Raw genomic sequence first — 17,364 nt, 5'->3', positions numbered from 1 at the left:
CCGCCGGCTGGTCGGGAGACGGTGTCGCAGTGTCCCCCTGGTCGGTGAACGGCGTCGTCCCCGCCGCCCACTCGGGCGGCGGGGACGAAGAGTCCGCGAACGGCATCCGGGAACTCGGGTCGAGGATCGGAAGCCGGCTCAGAAGTCGACCGGGACGTCGGGCACGGCCTCGAGGGGCTTGTCGACCTGCGGCCCGATACCGAGCTTCTCCTTGATCTTCTTCTCGATCTCGTCGGCGAGGTCGGGGTTGTCCTTGAGGAAGTTGCGGGCGTTCTCCTTGCCCTGACCGAGCTGGTCGCCCTCGTACGTGTACCAGGCGCCGGCCTTGCGGACGAAGCCCTGGTCGACACCCATGTCGATGAGCCCGCCCTCGCGGGAGATGCCGTGGCCGTAGAGGATGTCGAACTCGGCCTGCTTGAACGGCGGCGAGACCTTGTTCTTGACGACCTTGACGCGGGTGCGGTTGCCGACCGGGTCGGTGCCGTCCTTGAGGGTCTCGATCCGGCGCACGTCGAGGCGCACCGACGCGTAGAACTTCAGGGCCTTGCCACCGGTCGTGGTCTCGGGCGAGCCGAACATCACGCCGATCTTCTCGCGGAGCTGGTTGATGAAGATCGCGGTCGTGCCCGTGTTGTTGAGGGCACCGGTGATCTTGCGGAGCGCCTGGCTCATGAGACGGGCCTGGAGACCGACGTGGCTGTCACCCATCTCGCCCTCGATCTCGGCGCGCGGCACGAGGGCGGCGACGGAGTCGATGACGATGATGTCGAGGGCGCCGGAGCGGATGAGCATGTCGGCGATCTCGAGCGCCTGCTCACCGGTGTCGGGCTGGGACACGAGCAGGTTGTCGGTGTCGACACCGAGCTTCGCGGCGTACTCCGGGTCGAGGGCGTGCTCGGCGTCGATGAACGCCGCGATGCCACCGGCCCGCTGCGCGTTGGCCACCGCGTGGAGGGCGACCGTCGTCTTGCCCGAGCTCTCGGGGCCGTAGATCTCGACGACCCGGCCGCGGGGCAGCCCGCCGATGCCGAGCGCGACGTCGAGGGCGATCGACCCCGTGGGGATGACCTCGATGGGCGGACGCACGTCGTCGCCGAGGCGCATGACCGCACCCTTGCCGTGCTGCTTCTCGATCTGTCCGAGGACCACTCCCAGCGACTTCGCGCGGTCGTTCGTGACGGCTGCTGCAGCCATGTCGCACCTGCTCTTCCTGTGTCGTTCGATGTGCGCGCCCGCCGGCGACCCGTGTCCGCGGTCGGTCTCGTCGCGATCTCGGGTCAGACGCTAGGTCGTCGCACCGACAGCCGTCTGCAGCTGCCGAAGAGGCTGTGGACGAGTGCTGCGGGTGCGGCGACCTGTGGACAACAGTAGACGAACACGTGTTCGACACGGCGATCGACACGGCGACACGCCGCAGCCTTTTCGCGCACCCTCAGCCGGGCGAGCCCTCGCGTCGCATCGGGACGTGTGGGATGCCGTCCTCGTCCTCGTAGGGGTCACCGGTCACGACGAAGCCGAAGCCGGCATACCACTGCTGCAGGTACACCTGCGCGTCGAGGACGACGGGTTCGCTCCCCCAGCGAGACAGCACCTCCCGCATCATCGCGCCGGCGAGGCCACGCCCCCGGTGGGCCACGTCCGTGGCCACCCGACCGACCCGCCACTCACCGCCGTCGGCGAGCACCCGCAGGGTCGCCACGGGCGAGCCGTCAGCGTCGGCGCACCACACGTGCCACGTCCCGGGCTCGGCGTCGCGCCCGTCGAGGTCGAGGTAGGCAGCCGCCTGCTCGACGACGAACACCTCCGAGCGCAACGCCCACAACCGGTATGCGACAACCGGATCGAGGTCGGCGAAGCGCTGGACGCGGAGGTCGGGCTGCGGCTGGTCCACGAGCCCACCCTAGGCAACTGGCAGACTCCTGCGCCGTGACGATCATTGCGGCAGCGGACGGCTCGGCCCTCGGCAACCCCGGACCGGCAGGCTGGGCCTGGTACGTCGACGACGACCACTGGGCCGCGGGCGGATGGCCCCACGGCACGAACAACCAGGGCGAGCTCACCGCCGTCCTCGACCTGCTCCAGCAGACCGCGAGCTCCGACGAGGACCTCGTCATCCACTGCGACAGCAAGTACGTCATCAACTCGGTCACCCAGTGGATGCCCGGCTGGAAGCGCAAGGGCTGGCGCAAGGGTGACGGCAAGCCCGTGCTCAACGTCGAGATCATGCAGGCGCTCGACGCGGCGATGGCCGGGCGCCGCGTCCGCTTCGAGTGGGTCAAGGGGCACTCGGGCCACGTGCTCAACGAGGCGGCGGACCGGCTCGCCAACGGTGCCGCGACGGCATACCAGAAGGGCAGTGCCCCGGACCCCGGTCCCGGGTGGGCCGGCCGCGGCACGCCCGCCCCCGAGCGACCCGCTCCGAAGCCATCTGCCGCCGCGGTGGAGCCGGACCTCTTCTCGCAGCTCGCGGCGGAGTCCTCCCCCGCCTCCGAGGCCGAGCACGTCATCGCCCTCGAACGCTCCCTGTTGACCGACGAGGTCCGCAGCGACCCGGCCGCGGTCGCCGCGCTGCTCCATCCGCAGTGGACCGAGGTCGGCCGGTCGGGCCGGCTGTGGTCCCGCGAGGAGATCCTCGACGAGATCGGTCCTCTCGACGAGGAGGCGTCCCTCGACGTCCTGGCCTGTATGCCGGTCGGCCCGGACGCGATGCTCCTCACCTGGCGCTCGGTGACGGACTCGGGGTCGACCCTGCGCTCGTCGCTCTGGGTCAGGGACAAGGGCCACTGGCAGCAGCTCCACCACCAGGGCACCCCGGAGACGGCCTGACTCCACCGCGCCCTCGCGCGGCTCGGGCCGCGCTCAGGCGTGCGAGAGCAGGTCGCCGACGATCTCGGCCGCGGGGGCCTCGCGGGCGCTGCGGTGGCCGGTGCCCGCCCACAGGTGCACGAGGTCCGGCTGGCCGGTGGCCCGGCCGTGGCGGCGCAGCGGAGCCGTGAGGTGGTGCACCTGCGGGTAGGCCGCGGGAGCGACCTCGGTGAACACCTCCGTCCACGACGTCACGAGCGCTCGTGCGCTGCGCCCGGTGAAGGCCCGCGTCACGACCGTGTCCGACCGCCTCGAGAGCTCGTGGCGGTGCACCTCGGCGGTGCCGGCCTCGTGGGCCCTCAGGAACGCGGTGCCGCAGGCGACCGCGTGGGCACCGGCTGACAGAAGGGCGGCCACGTGCGCACCGTCGCCTACCCCGCCGGCGGCGATGACCGGAAGCGAGGTGAGGCGGCTGATGCCCTGGAGCAGCATCCGGGTCGGCGCCTGGTGGTGGCCGGTGTCGACAGGACCCCCACGGTGCCCTCCGGCCTCCCAGCCCTGTGCCACGACGGCGTCCACCCCGAGCTCCTCGGCCCAGGCGGTCTCGCCGGGGTCGTTGACGGTGACCCACACCTCGATGCCGGCAGCGCGGAGGCGGTCGACCACGTCGGCCGGCGGCCACGCGAAGGCGAAGGAGACGACGGGCGGACGCTCGGCGAGGACGACCTCGATCTTGGCGTCGAAGGAGTCGTCGTCGTGGATCGCCTCACCGAGCGAGACGCCAGCCTTGTCGGCCAGGGGCTGGAGCCGGGTGGCGTACTCGAGGACACGCGCCGCGCTGCCCGGCTCGTAGGGCGAGGGCGCGAAGAGGTTGACACCGAAGGGGGCACCGCCGACCGCGGCGCGCAGCAGCACGATGTCGTCGCGGAGCCGGTCCGGGGCGAGGTAGGCGCCGGCGAGGAAGCCGAAGCCTCCGGCCGCCGTGACCGCCGCCGCGAGCTCGACCGTGCTGGGACCTCCGGCCATGGGCGCGAGGACGAGCCGCCGGTCGAGGAGGGTCACCGCTCAGCCGCGCCGCGGGGCGTCGACCCGGCCGAGCCGGCGCTCCGGCGGGACGTCCATGTCGTCGCACAGGGCGAGCCACACGAGCCGGGGGTGCATGCCGTCCTCGAGCGCCTGGGCGACACTGCGACCGCCGAGGACTCCGAGGACGTGGTCTCGCGCCAGGGTCGGTGCGTAGGTCTCGCCGAACTCGTCGTTCATCAGCGTCCAGAAATGGCTGATCCGCATGGCCGCGAGTGTGTCACACCGTCCCGTCAAAACGCTGCCGCGGGCAACTCGCCGGTTCTATACTGCGTTTCCAGAACTTCCTTTGTAAGGTCATCGACATGTCGCGTGCACTGGAGCCGGACCCGAGGCGGGATCTCGTCCTCACCGCGACGACCCTCAAGGCCCTGACCCACCCCCTGCGCCCCCGGATCCTCAGCGCCCTGCGCCTCCACGGACCCGCCACCGCCTCCCGTCTGGCCGAGCACCTCGGCGTCAACACCGGTGCCACGAGCTACCACGTCCGCCAGCTCGCCGAGGCGGGGTTCGTCGTCGAGGCGACCGAGATGGGCAACGCGCGTGACCGGTGGTGGCGGGCGGCCCACGCCCGCACCTACTTCGACACCCACGACGCCGACACCGAGACGTCCGCCGCCTACCTCTCGGCCGTGGCCGCGGGCTACGCCGACAGCGCACAGCGCGCCATCGCCGAGATCGCGACCCTCCCTCCCGAGTGGGAGGACGCCGGCACCTTCAGCAACTTCACCCTGCGCCTCACCCCCGACGAGGCGGCCCGGCTCATCACCGAGCTCACTTCGCTCATCCGCGGCTACCGCCCGCACCAGGGCACGACCGACGCTCCGGACGACGCCCGCCCCGTGTCCGTCAACCTCGAGGTCTTCCTCTCCCCCGGGATGCCCACGGAGTGAGCACGCACCCGCGCCCGTCCAGGCGCAGTCTGCACGGCATGCTCCTGGCCTCGGGCGTGTCGATCGCGGGCACGCGCATCGCGACGATCGCGCTGCCGTGGCTCGTCCTCACCGAGACCGGGTCGCCGGCCTACGCCGGTCTCGTGCTCACCGCGGAGATGGCGCCGTACGTCGTCTCGAAGGCCCTGGGCGGCCCTCTCGTCGACCGCTACGGGCCTCGGCTCATCAGCATCGCCGGTGACATCCTCAGTGGCGCCTTCCTCGCCCTCATCCCGATCCTGTATGCCGTGGGCCAGCTCTCGCTGCCCGACCGGCTGCCGCTGCTGCTGGCCCTCGTGGCCCTGGCCGGTGCGGTCCGTGGTCCCGGTGACGGCGCGCGCAACGCGATGATCCCCGGGGTGGCCGACCACGTGGGGATGCCGGTCGAACGGATCACGGGCCTCGACAGCACGATCGACCGGGCCAGCGGTCTGCTCGGTGCCGGGGTGGGCGGCCTGCTCGTCGCCGGCTTCGGTGCGGCCCAGACCGTCGCCTTCACCGCGGGAGCATCGTTCATCAGCGCCCTCGTCGTGGCCACGCTCGTGCCCCACCTCCGGTCCGGGCACGCGGAGGACCAGGGCTCCTACCTCCAGCAGCTGCGCGCCGGGGTCGACTACCTGCGCGGTGACAAGCTCCTGCGCAGCATCCTGGCGATGATCGCGGTGACCAACCTGCTCGAGGCCGCCTACATCGGCGTCATGCTGCCCTCGTGGGCCTACGACAACGGCTACGACGCCAGCCTCGTCGGACTCGTCGGCGTCCTCTACGGCGGTTCGGCGGTGGCCGCCAGCGTCGTCGCCACGACCATGGCCGGTCGCTTCAGCCGCCGGACGGCCTTCCTCGCCGGCTTCACGCTCTCCGGCGCGCCTCGCTACCTCGCCCTCGCCCTCGGCGCCCCGCTCTGGCTCATCCTGGCCGCCAACGTCGTCGCCGGGCTGGGCGCGGGGTTCGTCAACCCGACCGTCAACGCGCTCTTCTTCGAGCGGGTCCCCCGGCACCTCGTCGGGCGCGTCGGCTCGCTCGCCGACGCCCTGGCATGGGTCGGCCTCCCGGTCGGCGGGGTCGTCGGAGGCGTGGCGGTGACGGCGCTGGGAGCCGCGCCGGCGCTCGGAGTCGCGGGGACGGCATACCTCGTCTCGACCGTGGTCCCGGGGGTCCGGCCGGAGTGGCGGGAGATGGACCGCTCCCGGTCGGGTGTCGGTCCCGAGTGAGAGGCTTGCCCTCTCATGACCTCTGACGTTCTCGAGCGGTTCTCCCCGGCCACGGCGACGTGGTTCCGGGACTCGTTCAGCGCGCCCACGGCCGCCCAGGCCGGGGCGTGGGAGGCGATCAGCTCGGGCCACCATGCGCTCGTCGTGGCACCGACCGGTTCGGGCAAGACGCTCTCGGCCTTCCTCTGGGCCCTCGACCGGCTGGGCACCGAGCCGGTGCCCGAGGAGCGGCTCAAGCGGTGCCGCGTCCTCTACGTCTCGCCGATGAAGGCCCTCGCTGTCGACGTGGAGCGCAACCTGCGCAGCCCGCTCGTCGGCATCGGGCACGCCGCGACCCGTCTCGGCCAGGCCCAGCCCGACATCACCGTGTCGGTGCGCAGCGGCGACACCCCCGCCAACGAGCGCCGGGCGTTCGCTCGCACCCCCAGCGACATCCTCATCACGACCCCGGAGTCGCTCTTCCTCATCCTCACCTCGCAGGCGCGCGAGGCGCTGCGCGGCGTCGAGACGGTCATCCTCGACGAGGTGCACGCCGTCGCCGGCACCAAGCGCGGCGCTCACCTCGCGCTCTCACTCGAGCGGCTCGACGCGCTGCTCGACCAGCCGGCACAGCGCATCGGGCTGTCCGCGACCGTCGAGCCCGTGGACGAGGTCGCGCGCTACCTCGCCGGGGGTCGGCCCGTCGACGTCGTGCGGCCCCCGTCCACCAAGGAGTGGGACCTCAACGTCGTGGTGCCCATCGCCGACATGTCCTCGCTCGGCGAGGTCATCGAGGACGACCTCAGCGGCCCGGCGTCGGGTGCGGAGCGGCGGGCCTCGATCTGGCCGCACGTCGAGGAGCGCATCGTCGACCTCGTGGCCTCACACCGGTCCACCCTCGTCTTCGCCAACTCCCGCCGCCTCGCCGAGCGGCTCACCGCCCGGCTCAACGAGATCTGGGACGAGCGCCTGAGCGCCGCCGCGGAGGCCGCCGAGCTCGACGGCTCGGCCGGCGAAGGCGCGGTGGCCGCAGACCAGGGCGGCCGGCACACCGGCTCGTCCCGCACCCCCGCCCAGGTCATGGCCCAGTCGGGAGCGTCGTCCGGGGCCCCGCCCGTGCTCGCCCGCGCGCACCACGGCTCGGTGAGCAAGGAGCACCGGCAGCTCATCGAGGAGGACCTCAAGGCCGGGCGCCTCCCCGCGGTCGTCGCGACGTCCAGCCTCGAGCTCGGCATCGACATGGGTGCGGTCGACCTCGTCGTGCAGGTCGAGTCGCCGCCGTCGGTGGCCAGCGGCCTGCAGCGCGTCGGTCGCGCCGGCCACCAGGTGGGGGCCGTGTCCCGTGGCGTCCTCTTCCCCAAGTTCCGCGGCGACCTCGTCCAGACCGCGGTCGTCGTCGAGCGCATGAGGGCCGGAGCGATCGAGTCGCTGCGTGTCCCGGCCAACCCCGTCGACGTGCTCGCCCAGCAGGTCGTCGCCATGACCGCCCTCGACGACTGGGCCGTCGACGACCTCGAGCAGGTCGTGCGCCGCGCGGCGCCGTTCGCCTCGCTCCCCCGCGCCATCCTCGAGTCGGTGCTCGACATGCTGTCGGGGCGCTACCCGAGCGACGAGTTCGCCGAGCTCCGCCCGCGCATCGTCTGGGACCGCGTCACCGGGGTGCTGTCGGGCCGCCCGGGTGCCCAGCGCCTCGCGGTCACCTCCGGCGGAACGATCCCGGACCGCGGCCTGTATGCCGTGTTCCTCGCCACCGGGGAGGGCACGGGGCGCCGCGTCGGCGAGCTCGACGAGGAGATGGTCTACGAGTCGCGGGTCGGTGACCTCTTCACCCTCGGCACCTCGACGTGGCGGATCGAGGACATCACCCACGACCGGGTGCTCGTGACGCCCGCGCCGGGGCAGCCCGGCCGGCTCCCCTTCTGGAAGGGCGACCAGCTCGGTCGGCCCGCCGAGCTCGGCAAGGCGGTCGGGGCCTTCGTGCGCGAGGTCGCGGCGTCGACGCCCGCCCAGGCGCGCAAGCGCGTGCGCGCAGCCGGTCTGGACGAGTGGGCGACCGACAACCTCGTCGGCTACCTCGAGGAGCAGCGAGCCGCGACCGGGCACGTCCCCGACGACCGGACGATCGTCGTCGAGCGCTTCCGCGACGAGATCGGTGACTGGCGGGTCGCCGTGCACAGCCCCTTCGGCGGGCAGGTGCACGCACCGTGGGCGCTGTGCGTCTCGGCACGCATGCGCGAACGCTTCGGCGTCGACGTCCAGGCGATGCACGGCGACGACGGCATCGTTTTCCGCCTGCCCGACCTCGAGCTCGACGGCGAGGGCGCGGGCGGACGCGGCGCTGCGGCCGAGCTCCTCGACCTCGTCCGGCTCGACCCCGACGACGTGCACGACCTCGTCACCGGCGAGATCGGCGGGTCGGCCCTCTTCGCCGCCCGCTTCCGCGAGTGCGCCTCGAGGGCACTGCTGCTGCCGCGTCGTCGCCCCGATCGGCGTCAGCCGCTCTGGCAGCAGCGCCAGCGGGCCGCCCAGCTGCTGCAGGTCGCAAGCCAGTACGCCTCGTTCCCCATCGTCCTCGAGACCGTGCGCGAGTGCGTCCAGGACGTCTTCGACGTGCCGGGCCTCACCGCCCTCATGTCGTCCATCGCCTCGCGCGAGGTGACGCTCGTCGACGTCGAGTCGTCCCAGCCCTCGCCGTTCGCGCGCTCGTTGATGTTCGGCTACGTCGCCCAGTTCCTCTACGAGGGCGACAGCCCACTCGCCGAGAAGAGGGCCGCGGCCCTCTCGCTCGACCCCACCCTCCTCGCCGAGCTGCTCGGCCGCGGCGAGGGTCTGTCGCTGCGCGACCTGCTCGACCCGGAGGCCGTGGCACGCACCGAGTCCGAGCTGCAGCGGCTCGCCGAGGAGCGTCGCTGCCGCGACGGCGAGGACGTCGCCGACCTGCTGCGCACCCTCGGGCCGATGTCGCTGCCAGAGATCGAGCGACGGACCCGCGACGGCGCGAGCGCCCGTGACCTCGGGTCCTGGCTCGTGGACCTCGAGGGCGCCCGCCGCGTCATCCGTGTGCGGATCGCCGGCGAAGAGCGCTGGGCTGCCATCGAGGACGCCTCACGGCTGCGCGACGCCCTCGGAGCCTCGCTTCCCGTCGGAGTGCCCCAGGCGTTCCTCGACCCCGTCCCGGACCCGCTCGGCGACCTCGTCGCCCGCTACGCCCGCACCCACGCGCCCTTCCCGGTCTCCGCCGTCGCCCAGTGGTGGGGCGTCGGCCCGGCCGTGGCCCTCGACGCGCTGCGCCGCCTCGTCTCCTCCGGCCGCGTCGTCGAGGGTGAGCTGCTCCCGACCGAGAGCGGGGGTGGTGTGCATGGTCTCGACTACTGCGACGCCGAGGTGCTGCGGACCCTGCGTCGTCGTTCGCTCGCGGCACTGCGCGCCGAGGTGGAGCCGGTGGCCGCCGTCGAGCTGGCGAGGTTCCTGCCGCAGTGGCAGTCGGTGGGCGGGGGCCTGCGCGGTCGCGAGGGTCTCGTCCGGGCCATCGAGCAGCTGGCCGGAGCGCTCCTGCCCGCGAGCGCCCTCGAGACGCTCGTGCTCCCCGCGCGTGTGGTCGGCTACTCCCCCGCGATGCTCGACGAGCTCATGAGCATCGGCGAGGTCGTCTGGCGGGGCCACGGCTCGCTGCCCGGGGACGACGGCTGGGTCTCGCTGCACCTCGCCGACACCGCACACCTGACGATGACGGCCCCCGACGACGCGGAGCTCGGCGACCGGGCCCAAGCCATCCTCGACGTCCTCGCCCGAGGTGGCGCCTATTTCTTCCGGGCGCTCGCCGACGCCGTCGAGGGCTCGGACTCCGAGGTCCTGGACGACCTCTGGTCGCTCGTCTGGTCCGGTCACGTCTCCGGCGACACCTTCGCCCCCGTGCGCGCACTTCTCGCCGGCGGTCGGACCGCGCACAAGCGCGCTTCCTCCGGTCCGCGGTCGACTCGGTATGCCGGCCGCGCCGGTGCGCTCGGCACCCTCGGCGGGCGGCGGGGCGCCTCCCGGCCCCTACCGGCGGTCGCGCGCTCCGCACCGGGCGCTGCGGCCGGCCGGTGGTCGCTGCTGCCCGAGGTCGAGGCGGACGCCACGGTGCGCACGCTCGCGACCGCCGAGATCCTCCAGGACCGTTACGGCGTCCTCACCCGGGGCAGCGTCGTCGCCGAGGACGTCACCGGTGGCTTCGCGGCCGTCTACCGCGTGCTCGCGGCCGCCGAGGAGTCCGGCCGGGTGCGGCGCGGCTACTTCGTCGAGTCGCTGGGGGCTGCCCAGTTCGCCACCACCGGCGCCATCGACCGGCTGCGAGCCGGGGCGCGCACCCTCGGAGCCGCGCCCGACGCGAGCACCCAGCACGCCCTCGTGCTCGCCGCCACCGACCCGGCCAACGCCTACGGCGCGGCCCTGCCCTGGCCCGACCGGCCGGTGGCTCCGACGACGGACGACTCGGCAGGTGCCGGCCGCAAGGGTCACCAGCCGGGGCGCAAGGCGGGCGCCCTCGTCGTCCTCGTCGACGGCGACCTCGTCCTCTACGTCGAGCGCGGCGGCAAGACGCTGCTGTCGTGGACCGACGACCCGATGCGACTGCAGGCAGCAGCCGACGCCCTGGCCCTGGCCGTGCGCGAGGGCGCTCTCGGTCGGCTCACCGTCGAGAAGGCCGACGGAGACGCGTTGCTCGGCTCCGGGCATCCCCTCGTCGACGCCCTGGCGCAGGCCGGTTTCCACGCGACGCCGCGCGGCCTGCGCCTGCGGCGGTGACACCGTGACGCACGCCGCGACACGGACGCCGGAGAGGTGGACGCCGGAGAGGTGGACGCCGCCGACCTCCACGCACACGCCGACCTGCACCCGGACGCCCACGCCCACGCCGACCCGCTCGCCGGCCCAAGCGTCCAGGAGCCCCCGCGAGCTTCAGCATGCCTGAGGGCGACACGGTCTGGCGCACGGCCGACCGGCTGCACCGCGCACTGGCCGGAGAGACGATCACGCTCAGCGACTTCCGCTTCCCCGAGATCGCGACCCTCGACCTGAGAGGGAGCATCACGAGCGAGGTGGTCAGCCGAGGCAAGCACCTCCTGCACCGCGTCGACTCCGGCCTGACCATCCACTCCCACCTCAAGATGGAGGGCCAGTGGCGGGTGGCGCGTCCGGCGGATACCGCCTCGTGGCTGCGCCGCGCCGACCTGCGTGCCGCCGTGGGCACCGACACGTGGTCGGCGCTCGGGCTGCGTCTGGGGATGCTCGAGGTCCTGCCGACCGGACGTGAGGACGAGGTCGTGGGACACCTCGGCCCCGACGTCCTGGGCCCTGACTGGGACCCCAGGGAGGCTGCGGCGCGGCTGCTGGCCTCCGGCACCGTCATCGGCGCGGCCCTGCTCGACCAGCGAGTCCTCGCGGGAGTGGGGACGCTCTGGGCCTCCGAGTCGCTCTTCCTCGAGCGCATCGGACCGTGGACCGCGACGGCCGACGTCGGTCCCGAGCGCATCGACGCACTCGTGGCCCGGGCCCACCGGCTGCTCGACACGTCCCGGCACCACGCCGTCCAGTCCAGCACCGGTGTGCGCCGCAAGGGTGAGGAGCACTACGTCCACGCCCGGTCCGGGCGCCCCTGCCGCCGGTGTGGGGACCCCGTGCGGGTCGCGATGATCGGGCCACCGGGACGCGAGCGGACGATGTTCTACTGCCCCACCTGCCAGGGAGGGCTGGCACCGGGCGACGACGGTCGTCCCCAACGCCCGCTCGGGTCCGCAGGTGGCCGCGGGACTCCCTACCGGCGGGCCTGAGCCACGCGCCCGAGGATCTCCTCGACGACCGTCGACTTCGCGTCGGCGTAGTCCTGCACGTAGCGCCAGCGCTGGCCGGCGAGACGACGCTTCTCCGCCGCGTAGAGATCCCGGTCGTCGGGGTGCGAGCGCAGCCAGTCCCTCAGTCCGATCATCCGCCCGATCTCCTCGCGCCCGGTGTCCGGGGCCAGCACGTGCAGGTTGACGCCGTGCGAGTTCCCGCGCTCGATGCGTTGGTACAGGACCCGGTGCTCCAGCCAGTCGGGCTCGCGGATCTGCAGGGTGTAGCCCCGCTCGACCAGCGCCGGCACGTAGGCCTCCTCGTCGGCGGGGTCGGCCACCTGCAGGAGGATGTCGACAATCGGCTTGGCCGGCAGTCCCGGGACCGACGTGGAGCCCACGTGGTCCACGGCGAGCGCGGTGTCACCGAGGGCGTCGCGGATCTCGGCGGCGTCGGCGTCGAACAGCACCGGCCACCGTGGGTCGGGCTCGTGCAGGACGACGGCGACGGACCACGGTTCCTCCCGGCCCTGGACGTACTCGGCCGGCACGATGGGGCGGCTCAGGCCGCCGAGGCGGAGACGTCCTGCGACCGGCCGGCGACCGGGAGCGACACCGGGGCGCCGAGCGACTCGATGTGGGCGGCCCGGCGACTCACGTCGTCGAGCACGACGGACAGGGGCACGTCGAGGGCGAGGCACACCGCGGAGAGCAGCTCGGAGGAGGCCTCCTTGACGCCGCGCTCGATCTCGCTGAGGTAGCCCAGGGACACCGATGCCGCCGCGGCGACGTCACGCAGGGTGCGCCCTTGCTCCTGGCGCCGCTCGCGCAGCGCCTCACCGAGCTCGTGTCGGAGCAGGATCATGATCGGGCCTCCCTTCGTCGTGACCGGTGGTCGTCAGCCTCCACGCTACATCGAGAGGGTGACCTCTCGTCCCAGACTTCCCCGACCCGGGCTATTCCCCGGGTCGCGGCCACCCCCGCAGCAGCTCCGCGACGAGCTCGAGGACCGCATCCACCGTCGCCGCCCGCACGGCCTCCCGGTCACCCCCGAGGTGCAGCCGCCGGCTCTGGACGCCGGAGGGCCACGGGCCGTGGGCCGCGACGAAGACGGTGCCGGCCGGCATACCCTCCGCAGGTCCGGGACCGGCGACGCCCGTCGTCGACAGTCCGACGTCCGCCCCGAGAAGGCGAGCCGCTCCGGTTGCCATCTGTTCCGCCACGACGGCGTCCACCGGGCCGACCTGCCGCAGGCGCTCGACATCGACACCCAGGAGGTCGGCCTTGACGTCGGTCGCGTAGGACACGACCCCGCCCCGCACGGTGCGGGACGAGCCGGCGACAGAGGTCAGCGCCGCACAGACAAGGCCGCCGGTGAGGGACTCCGCCGTGGCCACGGTGAGACCACGGGCGACGAGCGCCCCGACGACGGCGTCGGGCGAGCTCACGTGTCGCGGCCTCGGTCTCGGGCGGCGGCCCGCGCAGCCCTCTTGGCGAGCGCGCGCGGGCTGGTCCGGCGCAGGCGGAAGGCGTCGACGGCGTAGTCGACGCCCGTGACGACGGTGACGACGAGCGCGGCGACCAGGGTGACCCACGCGACGGCGTCGAGGACCTCGGTGAGCGGCAGCGAGAAGCGCGGGATGACGAAGAAGCCGAGGGCCAGCGCCTGCAGGAGGGTCTTGACCTTGCCGCCACGCCCGGCCGCCATGACGCCGTGCCGGATCACCCAGAAGCGCATGGCGGTGATGCCCCACTCGCGAACGAGGATGACGAGGGTGATCCACCACGGGATGTCGCCGATCATCGACAGCCCGACGAGGGCCATCGTCACGAGCGCCTTGTCGGCGATCGGGTCGGCGACCTTGCCGAAGTCGGTGATGAGCCCCCGGCTGCGCGCGATGTCGCCGTCGATCCGGTCGGTGACCATGGCCACAGTGAAGACGGCGAACGCCCACCAGCGCGTGCCCGCGTCCTGCCCGTCACCCCACAGGAGCAGCCACCCGAAGACGGGCACGAGCAGCAGGCGCAGGACGGTCAGCCCGTTGGCGATGTTCCACGCGCTGGGCGCCATGCGCGCGACCGGCGAGGGCCGGTCGCTCATGTCGGTTCCGCGACGAGGTCGATGCCCTCTGTCCCCACCACCGTGGCGACCACGGTCTCCCCGACACGAGCACTGGTCCCGGTCACCCGGGTGGTCCCGTCGACGTCTGGCCCCTGGTGCTCCGCGCGCCCGACCACGCCTCGGTCGCGGCCCTCGTCGCCGGCCTCTGCGGCCTCCTCGACGAGAACGCGGACGGTCTCGCCGATCCGGTCCTCGGCACGCTGCGCGGTGAGCTCCTCGACGAGGTCGGTGATGCGCGCCACCCTTTCGGCGATCTCCTCGGCGGCCACCTTGTCCGGCAGGAGCTCGCCCTCCGTCCCGTCCTCGTCGGAGTAGCCGAACACCCCGACCACGTCGAGACGCGCTGCGGTGAGGAACGCGGCGAGCTCGTCGACCTCGTCCTCGGTCTCCCCCGGGAAGCCGACGATGACGTTGCTCCGGATGCCGGCGAGCGGCGAGCGGCGTCGAACGTCGTCGATGAGCCCCAGGAAGCTCTCGGTCCCGCCGAAGCGACGCATCCGGCGCAGCAGCGGAGCCGAGGCGTGCTGGAAGGAGAGGTCGAACCACGGCATGACCTCGGGCACCGCGACCATCGCGTCGAGCAGGCCGGGTCGCACCTCGGCCGGCTGGAGGTAGGACACGCGGACCCGCTCGATCCCCTCGATGTCGGCGAGCTCGGGCAGGAGCGCGTCCATGAGGCCGAGGTCACCGAGGTCCTTGCCGTAGGACGTGGAGTTCTCGCTCACGAGGAAGAGCTCGCGCACGCCCTCGGCGGCGAGCCAGCGCGCCTCCTCGATGACGTCGGTCGGTCGTCGGGAGACGAACGAGCCACGGAACATCGGGATCGCGCAGAACGCGCAGCGGCGGTCGCACCCCGAGGCGATCTTGAGCGGGGCCCACGGACCGGTCCCGAGGCGGGCGCGGGGGGCCGAGTGACCCGGCAGCGCCACGTCGGCCGACGCCACCTGGCGGGTCGCCGGCGACAGCGGGAGGAGCTTGCGCCGGTCGCTGGGCACGTGGCTCGGGACGCTGCCACCGTCGAGGATCGTGCGCAGGTGCGTCGACATGTCGGCGTAGGTGTCGAAGCCGAGCACGGCGTCGGCCTCGGGCAGCTCGTCGGCCAGGGTCTGGCCGTAGCGCTCGGCGAGGCAGCCCACCGCCACGACCTTCTGGGTGCGTCCGTGCTCCTTGAGCGTGGACACCTCGAGGAGGCTGTCGATGGAGTCCTTCTTGGCCTGCTCGACGAACCCGCACGTGTTGACGACCGCGACGTCGGCCTCGGCGGCGTCGTCGACCAGCGTCCACCCGCCGGCCGCCAGCCGCCCGGCGAGCTCCTCGGAGTCGACGTCGTTGCGGGTGCATCCCAAGGTGACGACGGCCACCGAACGCGTGGTCGTGTCGGGTGCAGGCATGCGCCCACTGTAGTTGCCGGACCGGGACCTCCCGCACGCGCACGAGCGTGGGAGGCCTCTAGGTTGGGGCGATGAACACGACGGCCCAGCGCATCACCGACCTCCTCGAGACGCATCCGGTCTGGGACGGCCACAACGACCTCCCGTGGGCCGCGCGCGAGCAGGTGGCGTACGACCTCGACCGCCTCGACATCGGCGGCGACGTCGCCTCGACCCACACCGACCTGCCCCGCCTGCGCCGCGGTGGCGTGGGTGCGCAGTTCTGGTCGGTCTACGTCGATGCCAAGTGGGCCGGCCAGAAGGCCGTCACGGCCACGCTCGAACAGGTCGACTTCGTCCGCACCATGACGAGCCGGTATGCCGGCGAGCTGGCTCTCGCGGTCAGCGCGGCGGACGTGCGGGCCGCCCGGGAGTCGGGACGCATCGCCTCCCTCATGGGGGCCGAGGGCGGCCACAGCATCGACAGCTCGCTCGGGGCACTGCGCATGCTGCACGCCCTCGGCGTGCGCTACCTCACGCTCACCCACAACGACAACGTGCCCTGGGCCGACTCGGCGACCGACGAGCCCGTGCTGGGGGGCCTGTCCCCCTTCGGGCGCGAGGTGGTCCGGGAGATGAACCGCATCGGCATGGTCGTCGACATCTCGCACGTCTCCGCCGACACGATGCGTCACGCGCTCGAGACCTCGGTGGCGCCGGTGATGTTCTCGCACTCGTCGGCGAGGGCTGTGTGCGACCACCCGCGCAACGTCCCCGACGACGTGCTCGCCATGCTCGCCGACAACGGCGGGGTCTGCATGGTCACGTTCGTGCCCAAGTTCATCTCGCCGGCGGTGCGCGAGTGGGACCTCGAGGCAGCCGAGGCGGCAGCCGCGGAGGACGTCCACTGGGCCGACCACACGGCATACAGCGCGTTCATCGAGCGCTACACACAGGCTCGACCACAGCCGCACGCCACGATCGACGACGTCGTCGCTCACGTCGAGCACGTACGCGAGGTCGCCGGGGTCGAGCACATCGGGCTCGGCGGCGATTACGACGGCGTGGGCCAGCTCCCGACCGGGCTCGAGGACGTCGCCGGCTACCCGCGGCTGCTCGAGGCCCTGGCCGAGCGCGGCTGGTCCGACGAGGACCTCGGCCGGCTCACGTGGAGCAACGCGCTGCGCGTGCTCGAGGGCGTGGAGGCGGTGTCACGGGAGGTGTCCGCGACCCGGGGACCGAGCAACGCCAGGATCGAGGACACCGACGTCGCGGGCGACTCCTGACCCGGGTCAGCCCCGGTTGCGCATGACGGTGAGTGCGACGAGGCGAGAGATCACCATGGCGATGTACATGACACCGCCGAGCTGCTCCAAGATCGTGACCGACCGCGCCTGGGCCCCCACGGCTCCCACATCCGAGAGACCGACACTCGTGAGGTTGGCGGCCGAGAAGAAGAGCAACTCGAGGAAGGTGCGGTTTTCGGCCTGGCTGTGACCGACAAACGACCCCGGCCACACCTCCTGGATGGCCAGGAAGAGGTAGGCGAAGGCGAAGAGCAGCACCGTGAACGCCGCACCCACCGCGAAGAGCTCGTCCTTGGTCACCCACGCGTCCTCGAACATGTAGGACACGAGCCCGTAGGCCGTGTAGAAGTAGAACATCGACAGCGCCGTGTGCGCCAGGGCGACGATGAGCGCATTCCCCGGCGACGCGACCGACCAGACCTCGAGGACGGCCGCGGGGAGACCGATGAGGATCGAGAGCCAGGTCAGCGCTGGCGTGCTGCGAACGGTGAAGACCGCGACCGTGAGGGCGCACAGGCTGAGCACCGTGAGGGCGACGCGGCCGTAATCAAGGTCCTGCAGCCATGGAAGCAGGACGATGACGAGGAGCTGGACCGCGAGAAGGAACGCAGACGGCTGCTTGCGCAGGATGGCGCCCCAGCGTTCCATCCGCGTCGGCGGCTCGCGCAGGTCGTCCCAGAGCTTGGTCTCCATCCCGCCACTCTAGGCGCGGACGCGGCGCCGGGGCCCCGACCTAGGATGACGA

The 17,364-nt window shown here is 72.7% G+C and carries 16 protein-coding genes; 6 read left to right on the top strand and 10 right to left on the bottom strand.

The annotated features are described in order from the left end of the window. Positions 1-138: 138 nt before the first annotated feature. Both recA and LL946_RS14845 read right to left on the bottom strand, forming a co-directional pair. Positions 139-1,194 carry a recombinase RecA gene (gene recA / locus LL946_RS14850; protein WP_404381959.1) on the bottom strand — a complete coding sequence of 352 codons (1,056 nt, stop codon included), beginning with the start codon at positions 1,192-1,194 and terminating at the stop codon, positions 139-141. A 238-nt stretch (positions 1,195-1,432) separates the two neighbouring features. Further along, on the bottom strand, positions 1,433-1,891 hold the full coding sequence (locus tag LL946_RS14845) for a GNAT family N-acetyltransferase (protein WP_404381957.1): 459 nt from the start codon (positions 1,889-1,891) through the stop codon (positions 1,433-1,435). Positions 1,892-1,926: 35 nt separating this feature from the next. On the opposite strand from LL946_RS14845, the gene LL946_RS14840 reads away from it, so the two are divergent. Continuing rightward, a complete protein-coding gene (locus LL946_RS14840; RefSeq protein WP_404381955.1) occupies positions 1,927-2,826 on the top strand; it encodes an RNase H family protein in 900 nt (299 codons plus the stop codon). 33 nt (positions 2,827-2,859) lie between these two features. Here the strand turns inward: LL946_RS14840 and LL946_RS14835 are convergent, their stop codons facing one another. Both LL946_RS14835 and LL946_RS14830 read right to left on the bottom strand, forming a co-directional pair. After that, a complete protein-coding gene (locus LL946_RS14835; protein ID WP_404381953.1) occupies positions 2,860-3,867 on the bottom strand; it encodes an NAD(P)H-dependent flavin oxidoreductase in 1,008 nt (335 codons plus the stop codon). Positions 3,868-3,870: 3 nt separating this feature from the next. Next, positions 3,871-4,095 (bottom strand): DUF3046 domain-containing protein, encoded by a 225-nt coding sequence (locus tag LL946_RS14830; RefSeq protein ID WP_404381951.1) that lies wholly within the window; start codon positions 4,093-4,095, stop codon positions 3,871-3,873. A 98-nt stretch (positions 4,096-4,193) separates the two neighbouring features. Here LL946_RS14830 and LL946_RS14825 point away from each other — a divergent pair, with 98 nt between their 5' ends. From LL946_RS14825 to LL946_RS14810, 4 genes are all read left to right on the top strand, one after another. Continuing rightward, positions 4,194-4,781 (top strand): helix-turn-helix domain-containing protein, encoded by a 588-nt coding sequence (locus LL946_RS14825; RefSeq protein WP_404381949.1) that lies wholly within the window; start codon positions 4,194-4,196, stop codon positions 4,779-4,781. A gap of 38 nt (positions 4,782-4,819) precedes the next feature. Beyond that, on the top strand, positions 4,820-6,031 hold the full coding sequence (locus tag LL946_RS14820; protein WP_404381947.1) for an MFS transporter: 1,212 nt from the start codon (positions 4,820-4,822) through the stop codon (positions 6,029-6,031). 15 nt (positions 6,032-6,046) lie between these two features. Continuing rightward, positions 6,047-10,795: an ATP-dependent helicase gene (locus tag LL946_RS14815; protein WP_404381945.1), complete on the top strand. Its 4,749-nt coding sequence runs from the start codon at positions 6,047-6,049 to the stop codon at positions 10,793-10,795. Between the two features lie 158 nt (positions 10,796-10,953). After that, on the top strand, positions 10,954-11,820 hold the full coding sequence (locus tag LL946_RS14810) for an Fpg/Nei family DNA glycosylase (RefSeq protein WP_404381943.1): 867 nt from the start codon (positions 10,954-10,956) through the stop codon (positions 11,818-11,820). Here the strand turns inward: LL946_RS14810 and LL946_RS14805 are convergent. The 5 genes from LL946_RS14805 to rimO all read right to left on the bottom strand — a co-directional run bounded on the left by LL946_RS14805 (position 11,805) and on the right by rimO (position 15,333). Further along, on the bottom strand, positions 11,805-12,371 hold the full coding sequence (locus LL946_RS14805) for a GrpB family protein (protein WP_404381941.1): 567 nt from the start codon (positions 12,369-12,371) through the stop codon (positions 11,805-11,807). The two genes, LL946_RS14810 and LL946_RS14805, sit on opposite strands and share 16 nt — an antisense overlap. A gap of 11 nt (positions 12,372-12,382) precedes the next feature. Continuing rightward, positions 12,383-12,685 (bottom strand): helix-turn-helix domain-containing protein, encoded by a 303-nt coding sequence (locus LL946_RS14800; protein WP_404381939.1) that lies wholly within the window; start codon positions 12,683-12,685, stop codon positions 12,383-12,385. A gap of 91 nt (positions 12,686-12,776) precedes the next feature. After that, positions 12,777-13,268: a CinA family protein gene (locus LL946_RS14795; protein WP_404381937.1), complete on the bottom strand. Its 492-nt coding sequence runs from the start codon at positions 13,266-13,268 to the stop codon at positions 12,777-12,779. Continuing rightward, positions 13,265-13,921: a CDP-diacylglycerol--glycerol-3-phosphate 3-phosphatidyltransferase gene (gene pgsA, locus LL946_RS14790; protein ID WP_404381935.1), complete on the bottom strand. Its 657-nt coding sequence runs from the start codon at positions 13,919-13,921 to the stop codon at positions 13,265-13,267. Before pgsA ends, LL946_RS14795 begins: the two co-directional genes overlap by 4 nt. After that, entirely contained in the window at positions 13,918-15,333 is a 1,416-nt protein-coding gene (gene rimO / locus LL946_RS14785; RefSeq protein WP_404381933.1) for a 30S ribosomal protein S12 methylthiotransferase RimO, read from the bottom strand. Before rimO ends, pgsA begins: the two co-directional genes overlap by 4 nt. Before the next feature lie 71 nt (positions 15,334-15,404). Here rimO and LL946_RS14780 point away from each other — a divergent pair, with 71 nt between their 5' ends. After that, the gene (locus LL946_RS14780; RefSeq protein WP_404381931.1) at positions 15,405-16,598 is read left to right on the top strand and encodes a dipeptidase; all 1,194 of its coding nucleotides are present in this window, start codon (positions 15,405-15,407) and stop codon (positions 16,596-16,598) included. Positions 16,599-16,604: 6 nt separating this feature from the next. Here the strand turns inward: LL946_RS14780 and LL946_RS14775 are convergent, their stop codons facing one another. Continuing rightward, entirely contained in the window at positions 16,605-17,312 is a 708-nt protein-coding gene (locus tag LL946_RS14775; protein ID WP_404381929.1) for an ion channel, read from the bottom strand. Positions 17,313-17,364: the final 52 nt, after the last annotated feature.

Source organism: Knoellia locipacati (assembly GCF_044791685.1).
Classification (GTDB): Bacteria; Actinomycetota; Actinomycetes; order Actinomycetales; family Dermatophilaceae; genus Knoellia; species Knoellia locipacati_A.
The sequence above is the reverse complement of the archived record's forward strand: the minus strand, read 5'-3'. Positions and strand labels throughout refer to the sequence as shown.